This is a genomic window from Sphingomonas faeni (genome assembly GCF_024273235.1).
Lineage (GTDB): Bacteria > Pseudomonadota > Alphaproteobacteria > Sphingomonadales > Sphingomonadaceae > Sphingomonas > Sphingomonas faeni_A.
This window is the reverse complement of the sequence record NZ_JANBVH010000009.1, coordinates 24,219-48,446: the sequence shown is the minus strand read 5'-3', so window position 1 is coordinate 48,446 and position 24,228 is coordinate 24,219. Positions and strand designations below refer to the sequence as shown.

Annotated in this window: 19 protein-coding genes; 8 read left to right on the top strand and 11 right to left on the bottom strand. The window is 66.7% G+C overall.

Annotated elements, in window-relative coordinates; translation table 11 throughout:
* The first annotated feature begins 116 nt into the window (after positions 1–116).
* The 3 genes from NLI89_RS06620 (at position 117) to NLI89_RS06610 (ending at position 2,679) form a co-directional block, all read left to right on the top strand.
* Positions 117–569, top strand: a complete 453-nt coding sequence (locus NLI89_RS06620; protein ID WP_254686376.1) for a MaoC family dehydratase — start codon at positions 117–119, stop codon at positions 567–569.
* A 64-nt stretch (positions 570–633) separates the two neighbouring features.
* On the top strand, positions 634–1,812 hold the full coding sequence (locus tag NLI89_RS06615; RefSeq protein ID WP_254686300.1) for an acetyl-CoA C-acyltransferase: 1,179 nt from the start codon (positions 634–636) through the stop codon (positions 1,810–1,812).
* Between the two features lie 384 nt (positions 1,813–2,196).
* Positions 2,197–2,679 carry a pyridoxamine 5'-phosphate oxidase family protein gene (locus NLI89_RS06610; RefSeq protein WP_254686299.1) on the top strand — a complete coding sequence of 161 codons (483 nt, stop codon included), beginning with the start codon at positions 2,197–2,199 and terminating at the stop codon, positions 2,677–2,679.
* Positions 2,680–2,804: 125 nt separating this feature from the next.
* Here NLI89_RS06610 and NLI89_RS06605 read toward each other — a convergent pair whose 3' ends face one another.
* Positions 2,805–4,037, bottom strand: a complete 1,233-nt coding sequence (locus NLI89_RS06605) for a polyhydroxyalkanoate depolymerase (RefSeq protein ID WP_254686298.1) — start codon at positions 4,035–4,037, stop codon at positions 2,805–2,807.
* A 175-nt stretch (positions 4,038–4,212) separates the two neighbouring features.
* On the opposite strand from NLI89_RS06605, the gene NLI89_RS06600 reads away from it, so the two are divergent.
* Positions 4,213–5,988, top strand: a complete 1,776-nt coding sequence (locus NLI89_RS06600) for an ABC transporter transmembrane domain-containing protein (RefSeq protein WP_254686297.1) — start codon at positions 4,213–4,215, stop codon at positions 5,986–5,988.
* Between the two features lie 237 nt (positions 5,989–6,225).
* Here the strand turns inward: NLI89_RS06600 and NLI89_RS06595 are convergent, their stop codons facing one another.
* On the bottom strand, positions 6,226–6,564 hold the full coding sequence (locus tag NLI89_RS06595) for a TfoX/Sxy family protein (RefSeq protein ID WP_254686296.1): 339 nt from the start codon (positions 6,562–6,564) through the stop codon (positions 6,226–6,228).
* Positions 6,565–6,674: 110 nt separating this feature from the next.
* Between NLI89_RS06595 and NLI89_RS06590 the strand changes: the two genes are divergently transcribed.
* On the top strand, positions 6,675–7,832 hold the full coding sequence (locus tag NLI89_RS06590) for a saccharopine dehydrogenase family protein (protein WP_254686295.1): 1,158 nt from the start codon (positions 6,675–6,677) through the stop codon (positions 7,830–7,832).
* A 185-nt stretch (positions 7,833–8,017) separates the two neighbouring features.
* Here the strand turns inward: NLI89_RS06590 and NLI89_RS06585 are convergent, their stop codons facing one another.
* Together NLI89_RS06585 and NLI89_RS06580 are read right to left on the bottom strand one after the other, a co-directional pair.
* Positions 8,018–8,314: a hypothetical protein gene (locus NLI89_RS06585; protein ID WP_254686294.1), complete on the bottom strand. Its 297-nt coding sequence runs from the start codon at positions 8,312–8,314 to the stop codon at positions 8,018–8,020.
* Positions 8,315–8,365: 51 nt separating this feature from the next.
* Positions 8,366–10,711 carry a ribonuclease R family protein gene (locus NLI89_RS06580; protein ID WP_254686293.1) on the bottom strand — a complete coding sequence of 782 codons (2,346 nt, stop codon included), beginning with the start codon at positions 10,709–10,711 and terminating at the stop codon, positions 8,366–8,368.
* A gap of 52 nt (positions 10,712–10,763) precedes the next feature.
* Here NLI89_RS06580 and glpD point away from each other — a divergent pair, with 52 nt between their 5' ends.
* Both glpD and NLI89_RS06570 read left to right on the top strand, forming a co-directional pair.
* Complete coding sequence (gene glpD / locus NLI89_RS06575; RefSeq protein ID WP_254686292.1) at positions 10,764–12,239, top strand: glycerol-3-phosphate dehydrogenase; 1,476 nt, start codon at positions 10,764–10,766, stop codon at positions 12,237–12,239.
* A gap of 64 nt (positions 12,240–12,303) precedes the next feature.
* Positions 12,304–12,573 carry a hypothetical protein gene (locus NLI89_RS06570; protein WP_254686291.1) on the top strand — a complete coding sequence of 90 codons (270 nt, stop codon included), beginning with the start codon at positions 12,304–12,306 and terminating at the stop codon, positions 12,571–12,573.
* A 154-nt stretch (positions 12,574–12,727) separates the two neighbouring features.
* Here NLI89_RS06570 and NLI89_RS06565 read toward each other — a convergent pair whose 3' ends face one another.
* From NLI89_RS06565 to NLI89_RS06550, 4 genes are all read right to left on the bottom strand, one after another.
* Positions 12,728–13,447, bottom strand: coding sequence for an SPOR domain-containing protein (locus NLI89_RS06565; RefSeq protein WP_254686290.1), 720 nt, complete (start codon positions 13,445–13,447; stop codon positions 12,728–12,730).
* Positions 13,447–15,171, bottom strand: coding sequence for an arginine--tRNA ligase (gene argS, locus NLI89_RS06560; protein WP_254686289.1), 1,725 nt, complete (start codon positions 15,169–15,171; stop codon positions 13,447–13,449). Before argS ends, NLI89_RS06565 begins: the two co-directional genes overlap by 1 nt.
* Positions 15,172–15,401: 230 nt before the next feature.
* Complete coding sequence (locus tag NLI89_RS06555; protein ID WP_254686288.1) at positions 15,402–16,556, bottom strand: DUF1501 domain-containing protein; 1,155 nt, start codon at positions 16,554–16,556, stop codon at positions 15,402–15,404.
* A gap of 2 nt (positions 16,557–16,558) precedes the next feature.
* A complete protein-coding gene (locus NLI89_RS06550) occupies positions 16,559–18,124 on the bottom strand; it encodes a DUF1800 domain-containing protein (RefSeq protein ID WP_254686287.1) in 1,566 nt (521 codons plus the stop codon).
* A 217-nt stretch (positions 18,125–18,341) separates the two neighbouring features.
* On the opposite strand from NLI89_RS06550, the gene NLI89_RS06545 reads away from it, so the two are divergent.
* A complete protein-coding gene (locus tag NLI89_RS06545) occupies positions 18,342–18,635 on the top strand; it encodes a hypothetical protein (RefSeq protein WP_254686286.1) in 294 nt (97 codons plus the stop codon).
* 226 nt (positions 18,636–18,861) lie between these two features.
* Here the strand turns inward: NLI89_RS06545 and NLI89_RS06540 are convergent, their stop codons facing one another.
* The 3 genes from NLI89_RS06540 to ftsZ all read right to left on the bottom strand — a co-directional run bounded on the left by NLI89_RS06540 (position 18,862) and on the right by ftsZ (position 24,208).
* On the bottom strand, positions 18,862–20,028 hold the full coding sequence (locus NLI89_RS06540) for a deoxyguanosinetriphosphate triphosphohydrolase (RefSeq protein ID WP_254686285.1): 1,167 nt from the start codon (positions 20,026–20,028) through the stop codon (positions 18,862–18,864).
* 25 nt (positions 20,029–20,053) lie between these two features.
* The gene (locus NLI89_RS06535) at positions 20,054–22,264 is read right to left on the bottom strand and encodes an SPOR domain-containing protein (protein WP_254686284.1); all 2,211 of its coding nucleotides are present in this window, start codon (positions 22,262–22,264) and stop codon (positions 20,054–20,056) included.
* A gap of 357 nt (positions 22,265–22,621) precedes the next feature.
* The gene (ftsZ, locus tag NLI89_RS06530; protein WP_254686283.1) at positions 22,622–24,208 is read right to left on the bottom strand and encodes a cell division protein FtsZ; all 1,587 of its coding nucleotides are present in this window, start codon (positions 24,206–24,208) and stop codon (positions 22,622–22,624) included.
* Positions 24,209–24,228: the final 20 nt, after the last annotated feature.

The following is a 24,228-nucleotide window of genomic DNA, read 5'->3' as shown; positions in this document are numbered from 1 at the left end:
AGCTTCCGGTTGGGTGAGGCTTGCGATCCGCTTGCCTGTACGCCTAGAGACATTTCAGCGCTTAGCGCCAAATGAGCTTTGAGGGGAATGCCGTGGCGACGATCACCACCGCGCAGATGCAGCAGCGCATCGGCACCGAGACGGTTTCCGACTGGGTCGAGGTCACGCAGGCCATGATCGACAAATTCGCCGATGCGACCGGCGACCATCAGTTCATCCATATCGATCCGGTCCGCGCGGCGCAGACCCCGTTCGGCGGCACGATCGCTCACGGCTTCCTGACGCTGTCGCTGATGCCGTTGCTGTCGTCGAAGGTGCCGGACGCGCCGCAGATCGAGGACGCGATGATGGGCGTGAACTATGGCGGCGAAAAGGTCCGCTTTTTGAGCCCCGTCCGCTCCGGCAGCAAGGTCCGGGGTCGGTTCAAGCTATTGAGTTTCAACGAGAAAAAACCAGGCCAGTGGCAGCAATCGATGGAGTTCGCCGTCGAGATCGAGGGTCAGGACAAGCCCGCCCTGATCGCCGAATGGCTTAGTCAGGTCTTCGTCGCTCCTCCCTCCGCCGAATAACCGATCTTGGCCTAACCCGGCCTAATCTTCTTTCCCCATTCGCCAGCTTTTCGAGAGGTTTATAATGCGCTCAGCCGTCATCGTCTCCACCGCCCGCACGCCCATCGGCCGCGCCTATCGCGGCGGGTTCAACAACACCCCCGCCCCCACCCTCGCGTCGCATTCGATCAAGGCCGCGGTCGAGCGCGCTGGCATCGACGGCGCCGAAGTCGACGACGTCGTCTTCGGTTGCGCGCTCCAGCAGGGCCACCAGGCCGGCAACATCGCCCGTACGTCGCTGCTGCGCGCCGGGCTGCCGGTGACCGTCTCGGGCATGTCGGTCGACCGCCAGTGCGCGTCCGGCCTCATGGCGATCGCCACCGCGGCAAAGCAGATCATCACCGACAACATGCACATCACGATCGGCGGGGGCGTCGAGAGCATCAGCCTCGTCCAGACTCCACAGATGCGCGTCGCCCCCGATCCCCGGCTGATCGCGATGCACAAGGACGTCTACATGCCGATGCTGCAGACCGCCGAGGTCGTCGCCAAGCGCTACGGCATCAGCCGCGACGCGATGGACGCCTACGCGCTCCAGTCGCAGCAGCGCACCGCCGCCGCGCAGGCCGCCGGCTATTTCGACGCCGAGATCGTGCCGGTCGATGCCAACATGGCCGTGGTGAACAAGGAAACGAAGGAGGTCACGTACAAGGACGTGACGGTCACCAAGGACGAGGGCAACCGCGCCGACACCACGCTGGAGGGCCTCCAGTCGCTGAAACCGGTGATGGGCCCCGACTTCACGATCACCGCCGGCAACGCGTCGCAGCTGTCGGACGGCTCGTCGTCGTCAGTGCTGATGGAAGAGAAGATCGCCTCGCAGCGCGGTCTCCAGCCGCTCGGGCGCTATGTCGGCATGGCGGTCGGTGGCACGGAGCCCGACGAGATGGGCATCGGCCCGGTGGTGGCGATCCCCAAGCTGCTCAAGCGGTTCGGCCTGAAGATGGACGATATCGGCCTGTGGGAACTGAACGAGGCGTTCGCGGTGCAGGTGCTCTATTGCCGCGACAAGCTCGGCATTCCCGACGAGCGCCTCAATGTCAGCGGCGGCGCGATCTCGATCGGCCACCCCTACGGGATGACCGGCGCCCGCGCGACCGGCCACGCGCTGATCGAAGGCAAGCGTCGCGGCGCCAAGTATGTCGTGGTCACAATGTGCGTCGGCGGCGGCATGGGCGCAGCCGGCTTGTTCGAGGTCCTGTGAACTTGTAAATTATGCCCGACAGGCATACTCTTCTTACTGGCGAAGGACATTCTCGCCTTTCTGGGAGCCCCGACCGTTGCAGCGGTCGGGGCTCTAATACGTTTGGGGCTTGGCTTGCAGGCCAAACCCCGCCCGTGTGCTTATCCTCGACGTGCCACTTCGATGATCTTCACGACCAAGGTCGCGAAGGCGAAGAGCACGCCTAGTATCAGACACAGATCGGTGAGAGACATTCTCGATCCTTTCTGGTCGACAGCAGAACTGCTGCCGTCCGCACAATGACGTGCAACTCGCGCTTTCACCAAGCGACATCGTATGCACTCGCGCAACCAACCTCCGCCCCACCCGTTCTCAGTGGCAATCCAAGCCCATAGGAGAATGATAATGGCCGATAAGGATACCCCGCAGGAAGTCGCAGCGAAGTTCATCGACAAGCTGAAGGCGAGCCCGTTCGTCATGATCGGCCTGCATGATGGCCAGCATTCCGAGCCGATGACAGCGCAGATCGACGACGATCAGCCTAACACGCTGTTCTTCTTCGCCGGCCGCGACAACCGCATCGCCAAGGGCGGCGCGGCGATGGCGCAGTTCGTCGGCAAGGGCCATGATTTCTTCGCCTGCATGGCCGGTGACGTCTCGACGTCGAACGACCGCGCGCAGATCGACAAGCTCTGGAACAACCAGGTCGAGGCATGGTTTCCGGGCGGCAAGGAAGACCCCAACCTCACACTGCTCCGCTTCGACATCGACAGCGCCGAGCTTTGGGAAACCGACATCTCGATCGGCGGTCGCCTTAAGATGCTGTTCGGCGGGACGATCCAGTCGGACGAGTCGAGCAGCCACGCCGTGGTGAACTCGATCGCGTAACAGCGACGGGGGGGCAAACCGCCCCCCCGTCATCCCAGCGAAAGCTGGGATCTCCCGGTTTGCGCCTCAACGCGAGCCAACGGGAAGACCCCAGCTTTCGCTGGGGTGACGAGACTAGTGGGAGGTCACCCGTTCGCGGTAATGAACTCTTCGACCACCGGCGCGATCGTCTCCCGCCAGCGCGAGCCGTTGAAGATTCCGTAATGGCCGGCACCCTCCGCCATAAAATAGCGCTTCTTCTCGTCGGGCAACGCCGTCGCCAGCGTCAGCGCCGCCTTCGTCTGCCCCAACCCCGAAATGTCATCACGCTCCCCCTCGACCGCGAGCAACCCGATGTCGGTGATCGCCGCCGGATCCACCAGCCGCCCGCGATGCGTCATGATCCCGCGCGGCAGCGCATGGCTCTGGAACACCACGTCGATCGTCTGGAGATAGAATTCCGCGGTCATGTCGCAGACCGAGCGGTATTCCTCGTAGAAATCCTGGCTCTGCGACGCGCTGGCACCATCGCCCTGGACGAGATGCTTATACATCTCCCAATGCGAGACCATGTGGTTGCCAAGGTTCATCGACATGAACCCGGCAAGCTGCAAGAAGCCCGGATACACTTTCCGCCCCGCACCCGGATAATTGCCCGGCACCGTCGCGATCACGTTCTGCTCGAACCACGCGTGCGGCCGCTCGGTCGCCAGCGTGTTGACCGCGGTCGGCGCCTCGCGCGTATCCACCGGACCCCCCATCATCGTCAGCGTCTTCGGCCGGCACGGGTTCTCGTCCGCACTCATAAGCGCAACGGCGGCATAGCACGGCACCGAGGGCTGGCAGACGGCGAGCATGTGCGTGCCGCCCTGCCCTTCGTTCGCACCGATCGTCTCGAGGAATTCGATCAGGTAATCGATATAATCGTCGAGATCGAACCGGCCAGCCGACAGCGGCAGGCTGCGTGCGTCGCGCCAGTCGGTGATGTAGACGTCGGCAAACGGCAGCATCCGCTCGACCGTGCCGCGCAGCAGCGTCGCGTAATGCCCCGACATTGGCGCCACGATCAGCAGCTTCGGACCGCCCCCAACACCCTCGCGCACGAACCGCTTCAGCTGTCCGAAGTCCTTCCGCAACACGATTTCCTCGCGCACCGCGACCTCGCGACCGGCGATCGTCGTCTGGTCGAGCCCGAAGGCAGGTTTCCCACGGGTCGCATTCGCGTGTGCGAACACCTCAAGGGCCGACGCGACCACCGTACCGCCGCCCAAATAGGCGAACGGGTTTGCCGGATTGTTGAGCATATCGGCGCCGAAACTGGCCATCTTGCTGGCACCGGCCATCATCGAACGCTGGAATTCATAGGCATCGTAGAGCATGCGGTATCCTCTCGCCTCATCGGGCTTTGCACGGTGGTAACGCAATTTTGCCGCAGTGCAACGCGCGATCGACCGGCGTTCGGTCCATTGCGGTGGTCCGGTGGGTCCGCACCGCCGCCCTTCACGTCGCCCGGTTCTCGTTGAGCGCCACCCCCGCCGCTGCTAGGCACCGCGCATGGCCAAGCCGATACCCGAAGAGAAGACGTCCCGCCGGATCGGCGATCTCGCGATGGTGTGGCGTCACGCCGCGCAATATCCCCGACAAATCGCCTTTGCCGGGCTCGCGCTGTTGATGACGTCGGCGGCGACGATCGGTATTCCCTACGGATTCAAGCGCGTGATCGACCGCGGCTTCGGCCCCGGCGCGAGCGGATCGGTCGGCACTTCGTTTCACTATCTGCTGATGATCGTCGTCGTGCTCGCGCTCGCGACCGCGGTGCGCTTCTATTATGTCTCGTGGCTCGGCGAGCGTGTCGTCGCGGACATCCGCACCACCGTTCAGCGCCACCTCCTCCGCCTGACGCCGCGCTTCTTCGAGGAAAACCGCCCGTCCGAGATCGCCTCGCGCCTGACCTCCGACACGGCGCTGATCGAACAGGTCGTCGGCAGCACGGTGTCGATCGCGCTGCGCAACACCTTCACCGGGATCGGCGGGCTGATCTATCTGTTCGCGATCTCGCCCAAGCTCGCCGGCATGTTGATGATCGGCATCCCGCTGATCATCCTGCCGATCGCCCTCCTCGGCAAACGCGTCCGCAATTACTCGCGCACGTCGCAGGACCGCGTCGCCGACGTCGGCTCGATCGCGACCGAGACGCTCGGCGCGATGAAGGTCGTGCAGGCATTCGGGCAGGAGGATCGCGAGGCGATCCGCTTCTCGGACGCGGTTGCCGCGACGTTTGCGGCGGCGCGTGCGCGGATCATGCTGCGCGCGGTCATGACCGCGATCGTCATCGGGCTCGTCTTCGGGTCGATCACTTTGGTGCTGTGGGAAGGCGCGATCGACGTCGCTGCGGGCCGCATCAGCGGTGGCGCGATCGCGGCGTTCGTCCTGACCGGCGGAATCGTCGCCGGCGCGTTCGGCGCGCTCACCGAAGTATATGGCGACCTCCTGCGCGGCGCCGGCGCGGCGGGGCGCCTGTCCGAACTGCTGCGCGAAAAGCCCGAAATCGCCGCGCCCGCCAACCCGGTCGCATTGCCGCAGCCGCCACGTGGCGCGCTAGCGTTCGAGGGCGTACAGTTTCATTACCCGACCCGCCGCGACGTCGCCGCGCTCAACGGCTTCTCGCTCGACGTGAAGCCGGGCGAGACGGTCGCCGTCGTCGGCCCATCGGGGGCTGGCAAGACCACCTTGTTCCAGCTGGTCCAGCGCTTCTACGACCCCGACGCCGGGCGCGTGACTCTCGACGGCATCGACCTGCGTGACGCCGATCCTGCCGAAGTCCGCGCGCGGATCGCGATGGTCCCGCAGGAAACGATCATCTTCGGCGCCTCGGCCCGCGACAACCTTCGCTACGGCGACTGGTCCGCGACCGACGATCAGCTGTGGGCCGCCGCCGAAGCCGCCAACGCCGCCGAGTTCCTGCGCAAGCTCCCCGAAGGCCTCGATACGTTCCTCGGCGAAGGCGGCGCGCGGCTTTCCGGCGGCCAGCGCCAGCGCGTAACGATCGCCCGCGCGCTGCTCCGGGACGCGCCGATCCTGCTGCTCGACGAGGCGACGAGTGCGCTGGATGCGGAGAGCGAGCGGCTGGTGCAGGAAGCGCTCGAACGGCTGATGGCGAACCGCACCACCCTCGTCATCGCGCACCGCCTCGCCACCGTGCGCGCGGCCGAGCGGATCATAGTGATGAGCGATGGTCAGATCGTCGAGGAGGGCTCGCACGGATCGCTGATGACTAACAGCGGACTGTACGCGCGACTGGCGAGCTTGCAGTTCAACGAGGCGGCGTAGGATCGAGCGCGGTTCGGCGGCTTGATCCCACGCCACGACAAAACCGCTACCTTACCGACTCGTTCGAACGACAGTCCGCTCTTCCTTGTTCTCCCGCGAAGGCGGGAGCCCAGTCTGGATCCCCGCCTTCGCGGTGAAACAAATCTTATTTCCTCGAGCGGAAAGTCGCCCAACCAGTCCGGGGCCACGAACCTATCGGGTGTGTCATGACCCGCGACCGCTGAGCCTTGATCGGTCCTAGACTGCCTTGACCTTCGGCTTTTTGGGTTTCGGCAGAGGCAGTTCCGCAGTCGAGATGCGGATGAGCTCGGCGAGCCATTCCGCATCGTCCCAACGGTCCGCATCGACCAGCAGGCAGGGTTTCGCGCCCGGATACGGCGGTGCTTCGTCGATTGCCCCCGCAAACGCGCGGCCGCCTAGGGTCGGCTTCACGAACAGCTGGTCGTCGCAGATCATCGCGACCATCCGGCCATCGCAATAGAGTCCGTATTCGCCGAACATCGGCTTTGCGGAGACATCCCCCGCCGCGGCGAGCTGGTCGACGATGAACGTTACGGTTTTGCGATCGGATGCCATGCCGCGATCCTTGCAGATCGGCGCGCCGATGGCGAGCCACGAGTCACGACAGCGTTTCGCTTGCGATGGCCCGAGCGCGAGCGCAAAACTTGGCAAAACAGGAGGTGGATATGCGCGACTTCGATATCGTCATCTATGGTGCGACCGGCTTCACCGGCCGGCTGGTCGCGGAATACATCGTCCAGACCTATCCGACCGGCGCCCGCTGGGCGATGGCCGGGCGCTCGCTGGCGAAGCTCCAGGAGGTCCGCGATCTGATCGGCGCGCCCGCCGACACGCCGCTGGTTACCGCCGACTCGGACGATCCCGCCAGTCTCCGCGCAATGGTCGAACGCGCCACCGTCGTCATCTCGACGGTTGGTCCGTATCAGCTTTACGGCTCCAACCTCGTCGCCGCCTGCGCCGCAACCGGCACGGGTTATGTCGATCTATGCGGCGAGCCGGCCTGGATGCGCCACATGATCGACGCGCACGAAGGCGAGGCGACGCGCACCGGCGCCAGGATCGTGTTCTCGTGCGGGTTCGACTCGATCCCGTTCGATCTCGGCGTGCTGACGTTGCAGGACGCCGCGAAGGCGAAATACGGGATCCCCGCCCCCCGCGTGAAAGGCCGCGTCCGCAAAATGCAGGGGACATTCTCGGGCGGCACCTCGGCGAGTGTCAAGGCAACGCTCGCTGCCGCCGCGCGCGATCCCGGAATCGTCAAGCTGCTGACCAGCCCGTTCGCGCTGACGCCGGGTTTCAGCGGACCGCACCAGCCGAGCGGGCTGATCCCCGAATACGACACGACCATCTCCGCCTGGGTCGCACCGTTCGTGATGGCGCCGATCAACACCAAGAACGTCCACCGCACCAATTTCCTGCTCGGCGAGGCCTATGGCGCGGACTTCGTCTATGACGAGATGATGGTCGCCGGCCTCGGCGATCTCGGCAAGGTGGCGGCCGAGGCGATCGCCAAGTTCAATCCGTTCTCGGGCGACAAGGGGCCGAAGCCCGGCGAGGGACCATCGAAGGAGGAACGCGACGCCGGCCATTACGATCTGCTGTTCGCCGGCATCATGCCTGGCGGGGAGCGGATCGATGCGGTCGTCACGGGCGATCGCGATCCCGGCTATGGCTCGACCAGCAAGATGATCGCCGAGGCGGCGCTGTGCCTCGTGCAGGACGTCGAGGGCGATGGCGGGATTTGGACGCCGGGTGCGCTGATGGGAACGAAACTGCGCGATCGACTGGTGGCGAAGGCGGGGCTGAGCTTCACGGTCGGGTGATAAGCCGGGATCATTGATCCAGCGACAGCACCCGCGCCCTTGTTCTCCCGCGAAGGCGGGAGCCCAGTCTGGGTCCCCGCCTTCGCGGGGAAACAATTTTCAGGGTCTGCGCGTCCGATAGGCCGATGTCCGTATCGGCCTATCGGACGCTGATCAGAGTGTAGCCCAGTATCCCTCCGCCCCCGTCACTCCGCCAGCGCGAACACCGTTGCAGCAGCGGCTGCACTCGCAACGACTCCCGACGTCGCCGCAATCGCCGCGGCCCGCCTGCGCACCGCACCGCGAAACGCGCCTAGCCTCCCTGCGTCGAGATGATAGCGCCCCGCGCCGTTGTCGACGATCGCGCCATAGCCGCACAAGCGTCGAAACGTCCGCTGGTCAGCCGCTTCATACGCGATCGCGCGCGCAGCCGTGGTCGCCTTCGCCGCGACGAAATCATTGACGATCCGCCGCCGCGACCGGCCTAGACCTAATCTCCACATACCAGTCTCCCCCGCTAAGACGTCGCATAACGCGGGGGGTTTGCGCAAATCCTAACGCCGCTTGCCCTGATGGCGGATGTTCGCCGGACGCCCGCGCCGCTTGATCTCGCGCACCGGCTTGCGCCCGCCGCGTATCGGGGGAGCAGCGCCCTTCCCCTCGGGCATTTCGTACCGCAGCGCGCCCGAGACGGGGTTCGCCTCCGCCAGCCGCAGTTCGAGCGTCTGGCCTTGCGCGAAGACGTCGCCGCTATGCTCGCCGGTCAGCGTCCGCGCACCCTCGTCGAAGCGGAAATACTCGCCGCCCAGGTCGCGCACCGGCATCAGGCCATCACCGCCGATCCCCTCGACCGTCGCGAAGAAGCCGAAATTGGTCACGCCCGTGATCCGCACGTCCATAACCTGCCCGACGCGCTCCGACAGGAATGCCGCGACGTAGCGGTCGGTGGTGTCGCGCTCCGCCTCCATCGCGCGACGTTCGAGCCGGCTGATGATCTCGCCGACCGACTCCATGTTGGCCGCATCGTCCGCCGGCAAACCACCCTCGCCGAGGCCGTAGGCGGAGACCAGCGAGCGGTGGACGAGCAGATCGGCATAGCGCCGGATCGGCGACGTGAAGTGCGCGTAACTGCCGAGGCTCAGCCCGAAATGCCCATGATTGCCGGGCGCGTAATAAGCTTGGGTCTGCGTGCGGAGGATCTGCTCCATCACCTGCGGGCGGAAGTCTGCATCGCCGATCCGTTCGATGATGTGGTTGAACGTCGCCGGACGCACGACCTGCCCCAGCGCGAACGGCACGTCGAACGTCTCGAGATACTCCTTGAGCGCCATCAGCTTTTCGCGGCTGGGCGGCTCGTGGATCCGGTACATCACCGGCGCCTTCTTCGCCTCCAGCGCCTTGGCGGCGGCGACGTTGGCGGCGATCATAAAGTCCTCGATCAGCCGGTGCGCATCGAGCCGTTCGCGCGGCGATACCGACATGATCCGCCCCTTCTCGTCGAGCACCACGCGGCGCTCGGGAAGATCGAGATCGAGCGGTGCCCGGGCATCGCGCGCCTTGGCCAACGCGTGCCAGCAGGCCCAAAGGGGAACAAGCGATGCAGCCACGCGCTCGTCATCCCAGCGAAAGCTGGCATCTCGTGCCGCGAGGGCGTCCTCTGTAGAGGGAGACCCCAGCTTTCGCTGGGGTGACGGGCTGGGGCTGTCGGACGAGATAGAGCCGTCGGACAGGGGGGCGTCGTTCGAGGCCATGCCATCGATGATCGCCTGCGCCTCTTCATACGCAAGGTTCGCCGCGATCCGCACCACCGCCCGCGTAAACCGCCACGACTTCAGCGACCCATCCTTGCCGATCCGCAAATGACACGCGAGCGCCGCACGGTCCGCGCCCTCCTTCAGCGAGCACACCTCCGCCGACAGGATCTCGGGCAGCATCGGCACCACGCGATCGGGGAAATATACCGAGTTCCCGCGCCGCCGCGCCTCGCGGTCGACCTCCGACTTCGGCCGCACGTAGAAACTCACGTCCGCGATCGCGACGATCGCCTTCCAGCCCCCAGCATTCGAAGGATCGTCATCGGCCTCCGCCCAGACCGCGTCGTCGTGATCGCGCGCATCCTCTGGGTCGATCGCAACGATCGGTAGGTCGCGCAGATCCTCGCGGCCCTCCCCTAGCGGCAGTTTCGAAACCCGCTCCGCCTCGTCGAGCGCCTCCTGCGAAAACACGTCCGGAATGCCGAGCTTGTGGATCGCGATCAGCGAGAAGCTCCGCGCCGCGAATGGATCACCAAGCTTCGATACGACGCGCGCGGCGATCTTCGGCGGCTTGCCCGCGAGTTCCGCCAGCACGAGATCGCCCGGCGCCGCACCCCCTGCATCCGCCACCGCAAACTCGCGCCGCTCGCGCTTGTCGACGCCGATCAACCACAGCCGCCCGCCATCCTCGCGCAACACGCCGAGCACCTGCTCGGAGGCCGGCGCGAGCACCTTCATCGGATGCGCGATCCAGCCATTCCCGGCCTCCTCGGTCCGCGCGAGGATCCGCTCGCCTACCCCCAGCGCACCCCGCTTGCGCTCGCGTACGCGCAAACGCGGCGGCGGCACGCCTTCCGCTTCCCAGCGCTCGGGCACCGCCCAGACATTGCCGCCATCGTCGACATCGGCGATCCGCAGCACCGTCACCTTCGGAATGCCGCCCATCTTGTGGAACGCGCGACCGGGGGCGCTGTCGATCAGCCCCTCGTCGGCCATGTCCTTGAGCAGTGCCTTCAGCCCGATCTTGTCCTGCGCACTGAGCCCGAAGCCCTTGGCGATCTCGCGCTTGCCAGCAGGCACGTCGGAAGTGGCGATGAAGTCGAGGATCTGCTCGCGCGTCGGAAGACCGGCTTTTGGTTTGTACATCGCACAGAGATAGTCGGTAGGCCCGCCATTACCAAACGGCTAAGCTTCTCGCATGACGCAAAGTTACGACCTCCTGATCGTCGGCGGCGGCATCAACGGCGCCGCGATCGCCCGCGAGGCGGCGCTGAACGGCCTGTCGGTGCTGCTCGTCGAGAAGGGCGACCTCGCCGGTGCGACCTCGTCCGCCTCGACCAAGCTGATCCATGGCGGCCTGCGCTACCTTGAATATTACGACTTCAAGCTCGTCGCCGAGGCACTGCGCGAACGCGAACGGCTGGTGAAGGCCGCACCGCACATCATCCGCCCGATGCGCTTCGTCCTGCCACACGAGAACGCGGTGCGGCCGTGGTGGATGGTCCGGCTGGGCCTGTACCTGTACGACGGGCTCGGCGGGCGGATGACGCTCAAGCGGTCCCGCGGACTGCGCAAGACCGACACCGCCTACACCGCCCCCCTCAAGAACGGCGCGCGCGGCTTCGTCTATTCCGATGCGTTCGTCGACGATTCCCGGCTCACCCTATTGAACGCCGTGGACGCGCACGACAACGGCGCAGAGATCGCGGTTCGCACCGAACTCGTCACCGCCCGCCGCGATGGCGCACTCTGGCGCGCAAAGCTGTCGGACGATCGCGACGTCACCGCCCGCGCGCTGGTCAACGCCGCCGGGCCGTGGGTCGCAGAACTGCTCGGCCGGCTCGGCATCAACGCCAGCGCGGGCGTCCGGCTGGTCAAGGGCAGCCACATCGTCGTGCCCAAGCTGTACGAAGGCGACCACGCCTATATCCTGCAGCTCGCGGACCGCCGCATCGTGTTCGCGATCCCGTATCAGGGCCAGACCGAGATCGGCACCACCGACATTCCCGTCGACCGCCCCGAGGACGCGGTGATCGACGCGGGCGAAATCGCCTACCTTTGCGACGCCGCGAACCAGCATTTCATCCGCCAGATCACCCCCGCCGACGTCACCTCGACCTGGTCCGGCGTGCGGCCGTTATACGATGATGGTGCGAGCGAGGCGAAGGCCGTAACGCGCGATTACGTCCTTGAACTCGATACGCTGGGCGATACCGGCGCAGCGCCCTTGCTGTCGGTGTTCGGCGGAAAGATCACGACCGCACGCCATCTTGCCGAAGAAGCCCTGGAAAAGATCGCGCCGGCGCTTGGCGCAGCGGTTCGTCCCATGACCGGTAGCCGGCCTTTCCCCGGCGGGGCAATCCCCCCCTTCCCCACCTACCTCGCGCAAGTCCGTGCCCGATGGCCGTTCCTAGGCGAGGCCCGCAGCGCGCGGATGGCGCATGCCTATGGCGCGTTGCTCGACGAGATGCTGGGCGACGTTACCGACGCAGCAGGGCTTGGCGCAGACCTTGGTGGTGGCCTCACCGAGATCGAGGCACGCTGGATGCATGATCGCGAGTGGGCTAGAATACCCGAAGACGCATTAATGCGTCGCAGCAAAATCGGGCTGGGCATGACTACGGCACAGGCCCAGACCTTCAATCTCTGGTGGCAGCGGACTTACGAGGGATAAATCTTACAGCTTGCTTGTTGGCACGTTCGGCATATCCTCGGCATATCGTGAGAGGAGATCCCCAATGGCAACGTACCCAGACCTCCAAACTGATCCCGAGGACAAAAATCTGGTCATCTTGCAGAGCCTGATTTGCCTGTTGCGCGAGAAGAACGTCCTGTCGCGCGCGGATATCGAGGAGCTTTGCGAAACGGTGAGTCGTCGCGCCAACGATCACGCCAGCGATCCGCTGCCCTGCCAAATGAACGGTGCCCGCGCTGCTGCGGCCGAAGTGGCGCAGATCGGCGATTACATCGGGCGCAAATATGGTGGAAAGCACCGCCGCTCGATTTGACCGCTGGATTTGGGTGCATCGGCTCCGGATCTAGGCAACCGACTTCAAAGCCACGTGCGGACGCAGTGGCCGGTGCTGAGGCAGATCGCATAGACCGGCTTTCGGTCCGGATTCACCGTCGCGCCCGCACTCGATAACGGTCCTACCGCGTCGGTCAGCTCGCAACGAAGCAGGTTTCGCCCGCCACGCGCAACCGGCCGCAGATGTCCGCCGCCTGGTTCGCGCTGCCCGCATTGACGCGCAGCCGGTACAGCGTGCGCCCACCCGTCGCGACCGGCTGGACCGACTTGCCCAGCGCCGCGATATAGGCGAACCGCTTCGAGAAATTGGTCCACGCCGCGTTCGCGACCGCCTCGCTCGGATAGGCGCCGAGCTGGACCAGCGAGCCACCCGTCGCCGCGGTCGCGGTGCCCGAGCGTGACGGCGCCATCGGTGCGGCCGCGACCAGGCGGCCGCTCGACTCCGGCACCTGCGCGACGGCGTTGCGACCTGCCACGTCGGAGGTCTTAGGCGCCACCGCGCGCTTGCCGTCTACGGGCGCTTCCGGCACGCCGCGCAGGTCGATCGCGCCATTGCCCGATTTGCCCGCGCTCGTCGCGATCGCCGAGTCGCCCTCGCCCTTGACCTTCAGACCGCCGGCGTCGTCGGGCTTGACCTTGTAGTCGCCCTCCTGTGCGGCGATCAGCTGGCCGTCGCCCGTGGGTGTGCGTTGTTGCAGCTTGTAGATGCCGAAGATGATCGCCGCGAGCACCGCCAGCCCGAGCACGACCAGCGCGATCACGCGGCCGATGCCGACCGTGTCCTGCTCGTCCGGCTCGACGGTCTCGAGCCAGGGGAGCCGGTCTTCCTCGCGCAGATCCATGTCGTCGGCCATCACTTCATCTCCGAAACCGCTTCGACCCCCATGATGGCGAGGCCATTATGAATAATTTGCCCTATAGCGGACGCCAAGAAAAGCCGTGCGGCCGTCGCCTGCGGATCCTCGATCACCAGGAAGCGGCGATCGGGACGGTCGTTGCCGACATTCCACAGCGCATGGAATGCCGCCGCCAAGTCATAGAGATAGAACGCGATTCTGTGCGGTTCGCGCGCCGTGGAGGCGATCTCGACGAGCCGCGGAAACTGTGCCGCGAGCTGCACGAGCGCCAGTTCGTCCGTATCAAGCCGGGACAAATCAGCCGCAATCGGCGTAATTCCCGCCTCTTCCGCGCGGCGATGCAGCGATGCGATGCGGGCATGCGCGTATTGGACGTAGAAAACCGGGTTGTCCTTCGACGCCTCGACCACCTTGGCGAAGTCGAAATCCATCTGCGCATCCGACCGCCGCGTGAGCATCGTGAAGCGCACCACGTCCTTGCCGACTTCGCGCACGACGTCGGCCAGCGTGACGAAATTGCCCGAGCGCTTCGACATCTTCACCGGCTCGCCGTTACGCAACAGCCGGACCATCTGGACCAGCTTCACGTGGAACCGCGTCTTGCCGCCGGTCAGCGCCGCCACCGCCGCCACGATCCGCTTCACCGTGCCGCCATGATCCGCACCCCAGATGTCGATCAGCTGGTCGGCGCTCTGGCTCTTCTGGAAATGATAGGCGAGATCGGCGCCGAAATAGGTCCACGATCCGTTCGACTTCTTGATCGGCCGATCCTGGTCGTCGCCGAACTGCGTCGAGCGGAACAGCGGCAGCTCGACCGGCTCCCAATCGTCCGGCATCTCGCCCTTCGGCGCTTCGAGCACACCGTCATAGACGAGATCGCGCGACCGCAGCTCGGCCTCGGCGGCCTCAGGCTTCTTGGCGGCCTGGAGTTCGGCCTCCGACGAGAACACTTCGTGCTCGATCCCGAGCAGCGCGAGATCGGCGCGGATCATCACCATCATCGCCGCGACCGCCTGCGTGCGAAAGACGGCGAGCCATTCGCTCTCGGGCGCGCCGACATAGCGGTCGCCGAATTCCTTCGCGAGCGACTGGCCGACGGGGACGAGATAGTCGCCGGGGTACAGGCCCTCGGGGATCTCGACGGTCTCGCCGAGCGCCTCGCGGTAGCGCAGGTGGACGGAGCGGGCGAGGACATCGACCTGACCGCCGGCGTCGTTGACGTAATATTCGCGGATCACCCGGTGTCCGGCGAATTCGAGCAGGCTCGCGAGCGCATCGCCGACCACCGCACCGCGGCAATGCCCCATGTGCATCGGCCCGGTCGGGTTGGCCGAGACATATTCGATATTGACGGTGATCCCCGCGCCTTGCGTCGACCGGCCGTAATCGGCGCCTGCCTCGGGGATCGCGGCCAGTTCGGCGCGCCAGGCATCGTCGGTCAGCTTCATGTTGATGAAGCCGGGGCCCGCTACGCTCGCCGACGCGACGTCCTCGAGCTTCGACAGCTCGGCGACCAGTGCATCCGCCAGCACGCGCGGATTGGTCTTTGCGGGCTTGGCCAGCACCATCGCGGCGTTGGTCGCGAGATCGCCGTGGCTCGTGTCGCGCGGCGGCTCGACCGTCACGTTCTTGCGGTCGAGGCCCGCGGGCAGCGTCCCCGCCGCGGTCAGCGTGTCGAGCGCCGCATCGATATGCGCGGCGAAACGGGCGTAGAGCGTCATGGCAATTCCGGTATCACAAGGAAGCGCGCGCTCTAGACCATAGCGGCACGGCGCTCAATTTTAATCCCGTCGCGCAGACGCGGTCAGTTCCCGTCCGAAACAATGAAACGCTTTAACAGTCCCCCCGCGGACGCGGGGGCCCAGCTAAACCACGGGCACCGCGCGAGATCCTGGGCCCCCGCGTTCGCGAGGGAACAGAAGTGTGGCGGGGCAAGGTGGAAAGAACGACCTTAGACTTGCACCAAACCCTCGACCGCGGCCGTCTTCGCGCTCGCCGGGAACAGCGCCGCCATCGCCCGCGCCGGCTCGATGCCGAAATGCGACGACACGGCCCCGCCGATGAACGCATCCAGCTGCATCGTCGGCTTCAGATCGCGCGCCTCGTACAGCGCGGCGGGGGCGAGGCTCGGCCAGTCCGACACGACCCGCCCGCCCTTCACGGCGCCCCCGAACAGCATCGCCGCCGTACCCGTGCCATGATCGGTGCCGCCGGTGCCGTTGACCGCGACGGTCCGCCCGAACTCGGTCGCGACCAGCACCATCGTGTCCGCCCATAACGGCCCCAGCCCCGCCTGCAGCGAGGCGACCATCACATCGAGGCCCTTCAACTGCGCCGCGAGCCGCCCGCGCTGCCCCGTATGCGTATCCCAGCCGCCCGTCTCGATCATCGCGATCCGCGCGCCATTGTCGGGTTTCAGCAACCGTGCAGCCAGCGCGCCGGTCGCGGCGGCGTTACGGCCACCGTCCTGACCGAGATCGCTGGTCAGTTGGCGCGTCGCCATCGCCTCGCTCCACAGCGCGTGCAATTGCCGGTCGCCATCGTAGAGCATCGTCACCCGCTGCAACAGGTCGTCCGACGCATCCGGCAGGTTCGACGGCGCGTAAGACGCCACCTCACGCCGGCCGCGAAGCGCCATCGGCACGGTCGCCGCCACCGCGATCGCGCGCGCCTCCTCCGCGGGCAGCACGCCGAGCAGTCGGTTCAGCCACCCGTCGCGGACCTGATACGCACTCACGCCCCCCGTCTCGAGCACGTTCTGCCCGTCGAAATGCGATCGGTCGCGGTAAGGCGACGCGATCGCGTGCGCGAACAGCGCCTGGCCCTGTTTGTAGAGGCCCGCGCTCGCCGTCATTGCCGGATGCAACGCGAACATGCCGTCGAGCTTCGTGCCCGTGGCGAAGTCGGCCGCGAGATCCCCCCTGACCCCGGCGAATGCGGGATCGCCGACCGCACCGATCGTGCCGAGCCCGTCCGCCGCCCCGCGCTGGATGACGAACACGAACCGCCTGTTAGTCGCGGCCCGCGCGAAAGCGATGCGCGGCGCGAAGGCGGACGCCAGCACGCCGAGCGTACCGGTCGAGAGGAAGGAACGACGGTCGAGCATGACTATCTCCGCATGGATTCGGGGGCGACGAGCAGCAACGCAAGCCCCTGCGCCGGACTGTCCGCGCGCGCGATCGCCTGCGTGGTGGCAGGACTGACCGACGCCGGGAACAGCGTCGGCGCCAGCGCCCGGGCATCGACCGGCCCGGCCCGCGCGGCAAACCGCTCCGCCGCCTCCACGCGGCGCAGGATCGCGTCGGGTCCGGCCCAGGCCGCCGCGATATCGTCGTAGCCGACCGGTTGCCCCGGCTTCCACACCGGCTGGCCGAGTTGGTTCATCATGCCCACCGTCACGCCGGGCTGGACGATGGTCGTGCCGAGCGCGCGCTGCGTCGAGACATACCATTCCCACGGCGATTTGAATTTGACCGGCTGCGTCACCCATGCCTCGGGCGATGCGACCAGCGCGCGATAGACTATGGGCAGGTCACCGCCCGATTCGAGGAACGCGGCCTGGAGGCGCTTCACCATCGCCGGCGGCGGCGTGTCGCCCGCGAAGTGCCGCGCGAGCTTGGTCGCGATATGGGTCGCGGTCGCCGGATGGACCGCGAGATCGGCCAGCACCGCCTGCGCCTGCTCCTCGCCTGCCGCGGGATAGCGCTTGCCCATCACGATCCGGTCACCCGGCTGATGCACCTCGGAAAGGAAGACGAACGCGCCCGGCCGGGCATCGTCCTGCCGGCTATCGTCTTGCATGCGCGCACCCGGCCCGCGACCGATTCCCGCGACCGTCCAGCCGGTCATCGCCCGCGCGAATTCGGTGACGTCGGCCTGGGTGTACCCGCTGCGGACGCCGAGCGTGTGAAGTTCCATGATTTCACGCGCGAGATTTTCGTTGAGACCGGTGCGTCGCCTGGGTCGGCGCGCGGCGAACGGACTGTCGGGGCCGACCGATACCGCCTGATCGAGATACAGCAGCATCGCCGGATGACGCTCGACCGCGTTCAGCATGTCTGCGAAATTGCCCAGGACGTGCGGGCGGATCGCCTCGAACTCCATCGGCCCGGCGAGCCCGGTGACTTCGAGCTTGTCGGTGGAAACCGCAAAATGGTTCGCCCAGAAATGCACGAGCCGCTCGACGAACGGCGCATCGCTCGTCAGTGCGGCGATCGTACGAGCCGCAACCGCGCCGCCGTAATCGTCGCGACTCTGCTTGCCGGCGAGTTGCCGCGCGGCGCGCCGGGCCGCTTCGCCGGGCTTGTCGCCGGCTGGACCGGGCATGGCGGGCGGGGCCATCATGGCGGACATGGCGGGTGCCGTCATCGGCGTAGGGGCGCCCGGCCCGGTCATCGGCATGAAGGCGCTCGGCGCCGTCATCGGCGCGGCGGCGCTCGGCGCCGGTTTCGGCCGACGGGGTCCGAACTCCGCCCTGATCATCCTCTGCTGTGCAAAATACGTCGCCAGGGTCGCCGAAACGCTCGACGTCGACGGCGCGCTGGCAATTGCCGCGGGCCGCGCCTCGAAGCGCTCGCACTGCGCGAGCACCCATTTCGCCGGGTCCCCGGAGACGCCGTCACCGGGCCTCGCACCAAGGCCGAACCGATTGAGCGCGATACTGGAAGCGGACAAGATCCCTCTCCTTCGCGTCGGCTATGCGCCTGAGATGTCGCGGAACTATGTCACCGTCGCAGTTCACCGCATCGTCAGGGCGCTACGTCGTTGCAGCGCACGCAAGCGTGATCGCCGGCTTTGCAATTGCGACTTATGCTGCACCGCAATATTTATCTGACTCGAGAGTTGGGAGAAGACCTGATCCGGCTCGACGCACAACGCGGGAGACACGATCATGCGCAATAGTTTCAAGATCATCGCAGTAGCAGCCGCCGCCCTCACCTCTACGATCGGCATGGCCGCAGAGTCCAAGCAGAGCTTCGTCCACGAGGGCAGCACCTATGTCTATACCTCGACCCAGGAAGGTGGCCGCCAGGTCATCGACGGCCGTCGCTACCCGTCGGGCCAGAAGTTCCACCTGATCGTCCGCGGCGATCGCGTATCGGGTGTGTCGGGCGGCGTACCGGTCGCGTTCAAGACCGCCGAAGCCAATGGCGCAGCCGGCGGCATCGCTTCGGTCACGCGCTGAACATCGCTAACATCGACGATGGTATAATCGGCGGTCGGACCAAGGTCCGGCCGCCGATTTGCGTTAGAGCCGCCGTTTATCCGCAATCCTCCCCCGCCAGGGGGAGGTGGCACCGAAGGTGACGGAGGGGGAGGACACGGAACTTCGGTTTGCCCTTCCCGCCCCCTCCGTCTGGCAAGGGCCAGCCACCTCCCCCTAGCGGGGGAGGATAAGCGCCGTATCGGACTCAGAACCCCTCGGGCAGATCGATCGGGCCGACCAGTTCGCGGTAGCGCGACACCGCATACCTATCCGTCATCCCCGCAATGAAATCCGCGATATGCCGGCTGCGGTCGGGATCCTCCGACGGCAGCCGCTCGCGCCATTCCTCGGGTATCGTCGCGGGATCGTCGCGATAGACCGCGAACAGCCCGGACACGATGCCATGTGCTGCATCCGCCGCCGCCAACTGGCGCGGGTGATGATATAGATTGGCATACATGAAGCGCTTGAGGTCACGCTCAGCCTCGCGCATCTCGCCCGAGAACCCGACCAGGCACTGTCCGGCGGCACGGACGTCGTCGACGCTCGCAACGCCACTCGCCGCGATCCGCTGACGGGTTTCGGCGATCAGGTCATTGACCATCGTCCCGATCTGCGTGCGGACGAGTTCGCCGACCAGCCGCTTCGGCGCAACGTCCGGGAACCGCCGGCGGACGTCGTCCCAGCCGCTCGCGACCAGCGGCACCGCCAGCATCTGGTCGAGCGTCAACAGTCCGGCGCGCAAGCCGTCGTCGATGTCGTGATTGTCGTACGCGATATCGTCCGCAATCGCCGCGACCTGTGCCTCCAGCGACGAAAAACTGGTCAGCGCCAGCGGAAACTCCGCATCCGCCGCGGCCAGCGCCCAACCCGGATGCCGTACCGGGCCGTTATGCTTGGCGAGACCCTCGAGCGTCTCCCAGGTCAGGTTGAGCCCGTTCCACATCGGATACGGCCGCTCGATCGTCATCAGCGTGCGGAGCGTGTGGCCGTTGTGATCGAAACCGCCCTGCCCCGTCAACGCCGCCTTCAGCGCATCCTCGCCGGCATGGCCGAACGGCGGATGGCCGATGTCGTGCGCCAGGCACAAGGCCTCCGTCAGATCCTCGTTTAGCGCCAGCGTCCGCGCGATCGTCCGGCCGATCTGCGCGACTTCCAGGCTGTGCGTCAGGCGTACCCGAAAATGGTCGCCGTCCGGCGCCATGAACACCTGCGTCTTGTGGCGTAGGCGACGGAAGCTGATCGAGTGGATGATCCGGTCACGGTCGCGCTGAAAGGCATCGCGCGGCCCACGTACGGTCCCGTTCTGTTCCTCTTGAAGCCGTCCTTTGCTACGCGCCGGGTCCGAAGCCCAGGGCGCGCGGTGACTCACTTCGCCGGCCAGAGTGTGAACGCGCTCACTTCGCAGGCAACTTCGTAATGACTTGGCCCGGTTCGCTGGTGAAGCTGAACGTCGAAACGCCTTCCTTGGCGAGCTGATTGACGAAGGTGCGCGCCTCCGCATCGGTCTTGAACGGCCCGGCCAGCACGCGATTGGTCGCCTTCCACGGAGTCGTCCAGCCGCCGCGACTGCCGACCACGGCCGGCGCCTTGGCCTTCACACCCTTCCACGCCTTGGGCAGATCGCCCTCGGTCGCGCCGGTCGACACCTGCACCCAGATGCGTTCGGGATTGGCGCGCGCGATCCGCTTTTCCTCGGCCGCAGCCTTGTCTGCAGCAAGCTTCTCGGCGGCGGCCGCCTTCTTCTCGGCAAGCGCCTTCTTGTCGGCGATGGCTTTGCGCGTCGCCGCCTTCTTGTCGAGGGTAGCCTTCTTGTCGGCAGCGAGTTGCTCGGCCGCGATCTTCTTTGCCGCCGCATCGCGCTGGAGCTTGGCTTTCGCCTCGGCGAGCACGCGCTCGGCGTCGTCGGAAACCGGCACAGCGGCCTGCGTCACGACGGGCGCGGGTCGCATCGGCGCGACATCGAGCTCTGACGCCGGGATCGACAACCCCGCGACGATCCGCGCGAGGATCGAATCCTCACTCGCCACCACCGCGCGTGGCGGCAACACTGCGGCGACCTCGACCGGCGGCGTCGACGGCGTCGCTCCATTCGCGGAGAAGCCGGGAGTCGGCAGCGGTGCGGCACTCGCCTGCTGAACCGGCCGGGGCTGGACCGAAGCCTGCTGCACCGGCGCCGGTGTCACGGGCTGCGACTGGACCGAAGCCTGTTGCACCGGTGTCGGCTGTACGGGGCTAGGCGCTACCGGCTTGGCCATCGTACCCGTCGACGCGACCGCCGCGGCCGCGATCGAATTGGCCACGCGCGTGTTGCTTTCCGACTGGATCCGCCCCGCGGGGACGGCCGCCATCTGCGTGACGGTGGTCGCGGGCAACGCCCCGGTCGAAGTCGGCGCCGAGTTGGGCGCCGGCGTCGGTGTTGGCGCGACACGTGCCACTGCGACCGGTGTCTGGGTCTGCGGCGCGACCGTGGTGGTCTGCGCGACTTGCGGTGCACGATAGGTCGGCTGCGGTGTCGCGACCCGCGCCGCTGTCGATTGCCCAGGCACGGCTTGCACCATCGGGACCGACGACGACGCGAACTGAACCGGCGGCGCGACCGCAGTGGGAATAGTCGGAGCGGGAGTAGTCGGGGTACGCGTCGCGACAACCGGCACCGGCGTCGCGGCGCGCGTTGTCGCGGCCATCTCGGTCCGGCCCGGCTTGCTGCGACGGCCGCGCTTGGTCTTGCCGGACGCGGCGACGACGACCGGCTGCGGCACGGCAGCCAGCATCACCGGCGCGGTCGGATCCGCCGCGAGGATGCCCAGCGGCGGCGCCATCCGCGCATCCGCCAGGCGCGCCGGCGTCGCATGGACCTCACCGAAATGCACCGCGAACGCCCGATCGCTCGCCGGCAGGGTCGGCAGGCGCTGGAAGAACGGTTGCAGACCCTGGGCGGTGCCGGCGGGCATCATCGTGGTCGCGATCTTCTCGGCACCCGCGACGTCGCCGTTCATCGCGATGATGAACGCGCGCGAGCGCCATGCACCACGATCGCTCTTCAGCAGGAGCGGATTGAGCTGCTGGATCGCGAGTTCCGGCTTCCCCGAAATGCCGAGCGACAGCGCATAGCGCCTGATCGTCTCGTCATCCGGCGCATTGCGGAGCGCGACCCGGTAATCGCGCTGCGCACGATCCTGCTGGCCGATCAGATCGTACGCGAGCCCGCGATCCGCCGCGAAATTCCGCGGGTCGAGACCCAGGCTTTCCGCCTGCGCATAATAGCGCAGCGCCTCGCCCGGCCGTTCCGAGCGGACCAGGATCGACCCCATCCCCGCCTTGATCCGACCATCACGCGGGTTCACTTTCTCGGCGCGTGCGAACAAGGCCGCGGCACCGCTCAGATCGCCCAGCCCCATCGACAGGTCGCCCGCCCGGATCAGCGCATCGACGTCGCGCGGATTGCTCGCGACCCGGCGCATGAGATCGCCAAGCTTGTCCGCATCGGTCGTCCCCGGGATCGCCTGCACGACTTCCTGCGCGACGACCGCGCACGGCACCGCGGCCAGCACGAGCGCCAGCGCGGCAGTCAGGAAATGATGCGAGGACCGGGTCATGATGATCATCTGTCTAGACGCCAGCCCGACCGAACCGGCAATGTCTCCGACGCATCGGCGCGGCGAACTGGGGCGGGGTGGCGACGAGTGCAGTACCGAGGAGCAAGCAACGGGCGAGAATTACGATCTGTGGGTTCGGCATAGGTGATCTTGGAAAAGCGTTCACTCTGAAACGCCGCCTCCCCGGCGGAGGCCGGGGTCCAGTCGGGAGACGGAAATAACGATCGAAAGCGCTCCGTTACATCAACCTTGCCAACTGGGCCCCGGCCTCCGCCGGGGAGGTGAAGAAGTTGGAGAACGATACCCCCCGATCAACCCATCTCGCCCCGCCGTTCTCTCGCCATACCAAGAGAACGGCGCTCAGGCTTACTGGTTGTTCTGCCGATGCAGGAAGCGCGGGATGTCGAGCGGATCCTGCGGGGCCGCTTCGCCGTCTTCCTTCGCCGCGCCGCGGGCCGCATTGGACATGCGCTCGAACAGAGTACCACCCAGCTTCACGCGTGGCGCGGCCGGAACCGCCTCCGGAGCCGCTTCGGCACCCGGCGCGAGCCAGCGACGCCGTGCACCACCTTCGTCCGCAGCGGGCGTCGGCGCCGGGATGGCGGGTGCGATCGGCGCACGAGCCGGCGGCACGGCCGATGCCGAAGCCGGACGTGCGATCGGACCGCGACCATAGGGCTCGTCGCCATAGACGCGCGGCGCAGGAGCCGGCTGCGGCGCCGGTGCGGCCGGCGCGGGCGCGGCCAAAGGTGCTGCCTGCGGTACGATCGTCTCGGCGCCGAGCACGAGCTCGTCGTCCGACTTCGAGGACGACGGCTCGACTTCCGACGATGCGTTCAGGTCGAGCGGCTCTTCATCGGCCGACGAAGCGGGCACGGACGATGCCGCAGCCGGCTCACTCGGACGGAACGAAGTGGTCTCGTCAGTCTTGCGCGATCCGAAGCTGAACGAGCGCGTGGGCTCGGGCGCAACTTCCGGAGGGCGCGCATCGGCGTCGATCCCGGTCGCGACGACCGAGACGCGGATCTTGCCTTCCAGCTCCTGGTTGAACGCCGAACCCCAGATGATGTTCGCATCGGGATCGACCAGGTCGCGGATGTGATTCGCGGCTTCGTCGACTTCGAGCAGGCGCATGTCGTCGCCGCCGGTGATCGAGATGATGACGCCCTTCGCGCCGCGCATGCTGACGCCTTCGAGCAGCGGGTTCGAGATCGCCTTCTGCGCGGCCTCGAGCGCGCGGTTGTCGCCGCTCGCCTCGCCGGTGCCCATCATCGCCTTGCCCATCTCCTGCATCACCGAGCGGACGTCGGCGAAATCGAGGTTGATGAGGCCCGGCATCACCATCAGGTCGGTGATGCTGCGGACGCCCTGCTGGAGCACCTCGTCCGCCATCGTGAACGCTTCCTTGAAGGTCGTGTTCGCGTTGGCGATGAGGAACAGGTTCTGGTTCGGGATGACGATCAGCGTGTCGACATACTTCTGCAGCTCGTCGATGCCGCCCTCGGCCGACTTCGCGCGACGGTTGCCCTCGAACGCGAATGGTTTGGTCACGACGCCGACCGTCAGAATACCCATGTCGCGCGCCGCCTTGGCGATGACCGGGGCCGCGCCCGTACCCGTGCCGCCGCCCATGCCGGCGGTGATGAAGCACATGTGCGCGCCTTCGAGCATCTTGGCGAGCTGGTCGATCGTCTCTTCGGCCGCCGCGCGCCCGATCTCGGGACGCGAGCCGGCACCCAACCCTTGCGTGATCTTGGTACCCAGCTGGATCCGCTGCGGTGCGGTCGACTGCTTCAACGCCTGCGCGTCGGTGTTCGCCACGAGGAAGTCGACTCCCTGGACGTCGGCCCGCATCATGTTGGCGATTGCGTTGCCGCCCGCGCCGCCGACGCCGATCACCGCGATGCGGGGGGCCAGATCGTCCACTTCGGGACTAAGGAATTCGATGCTCATCGCCGTTCTCCGCACAACCC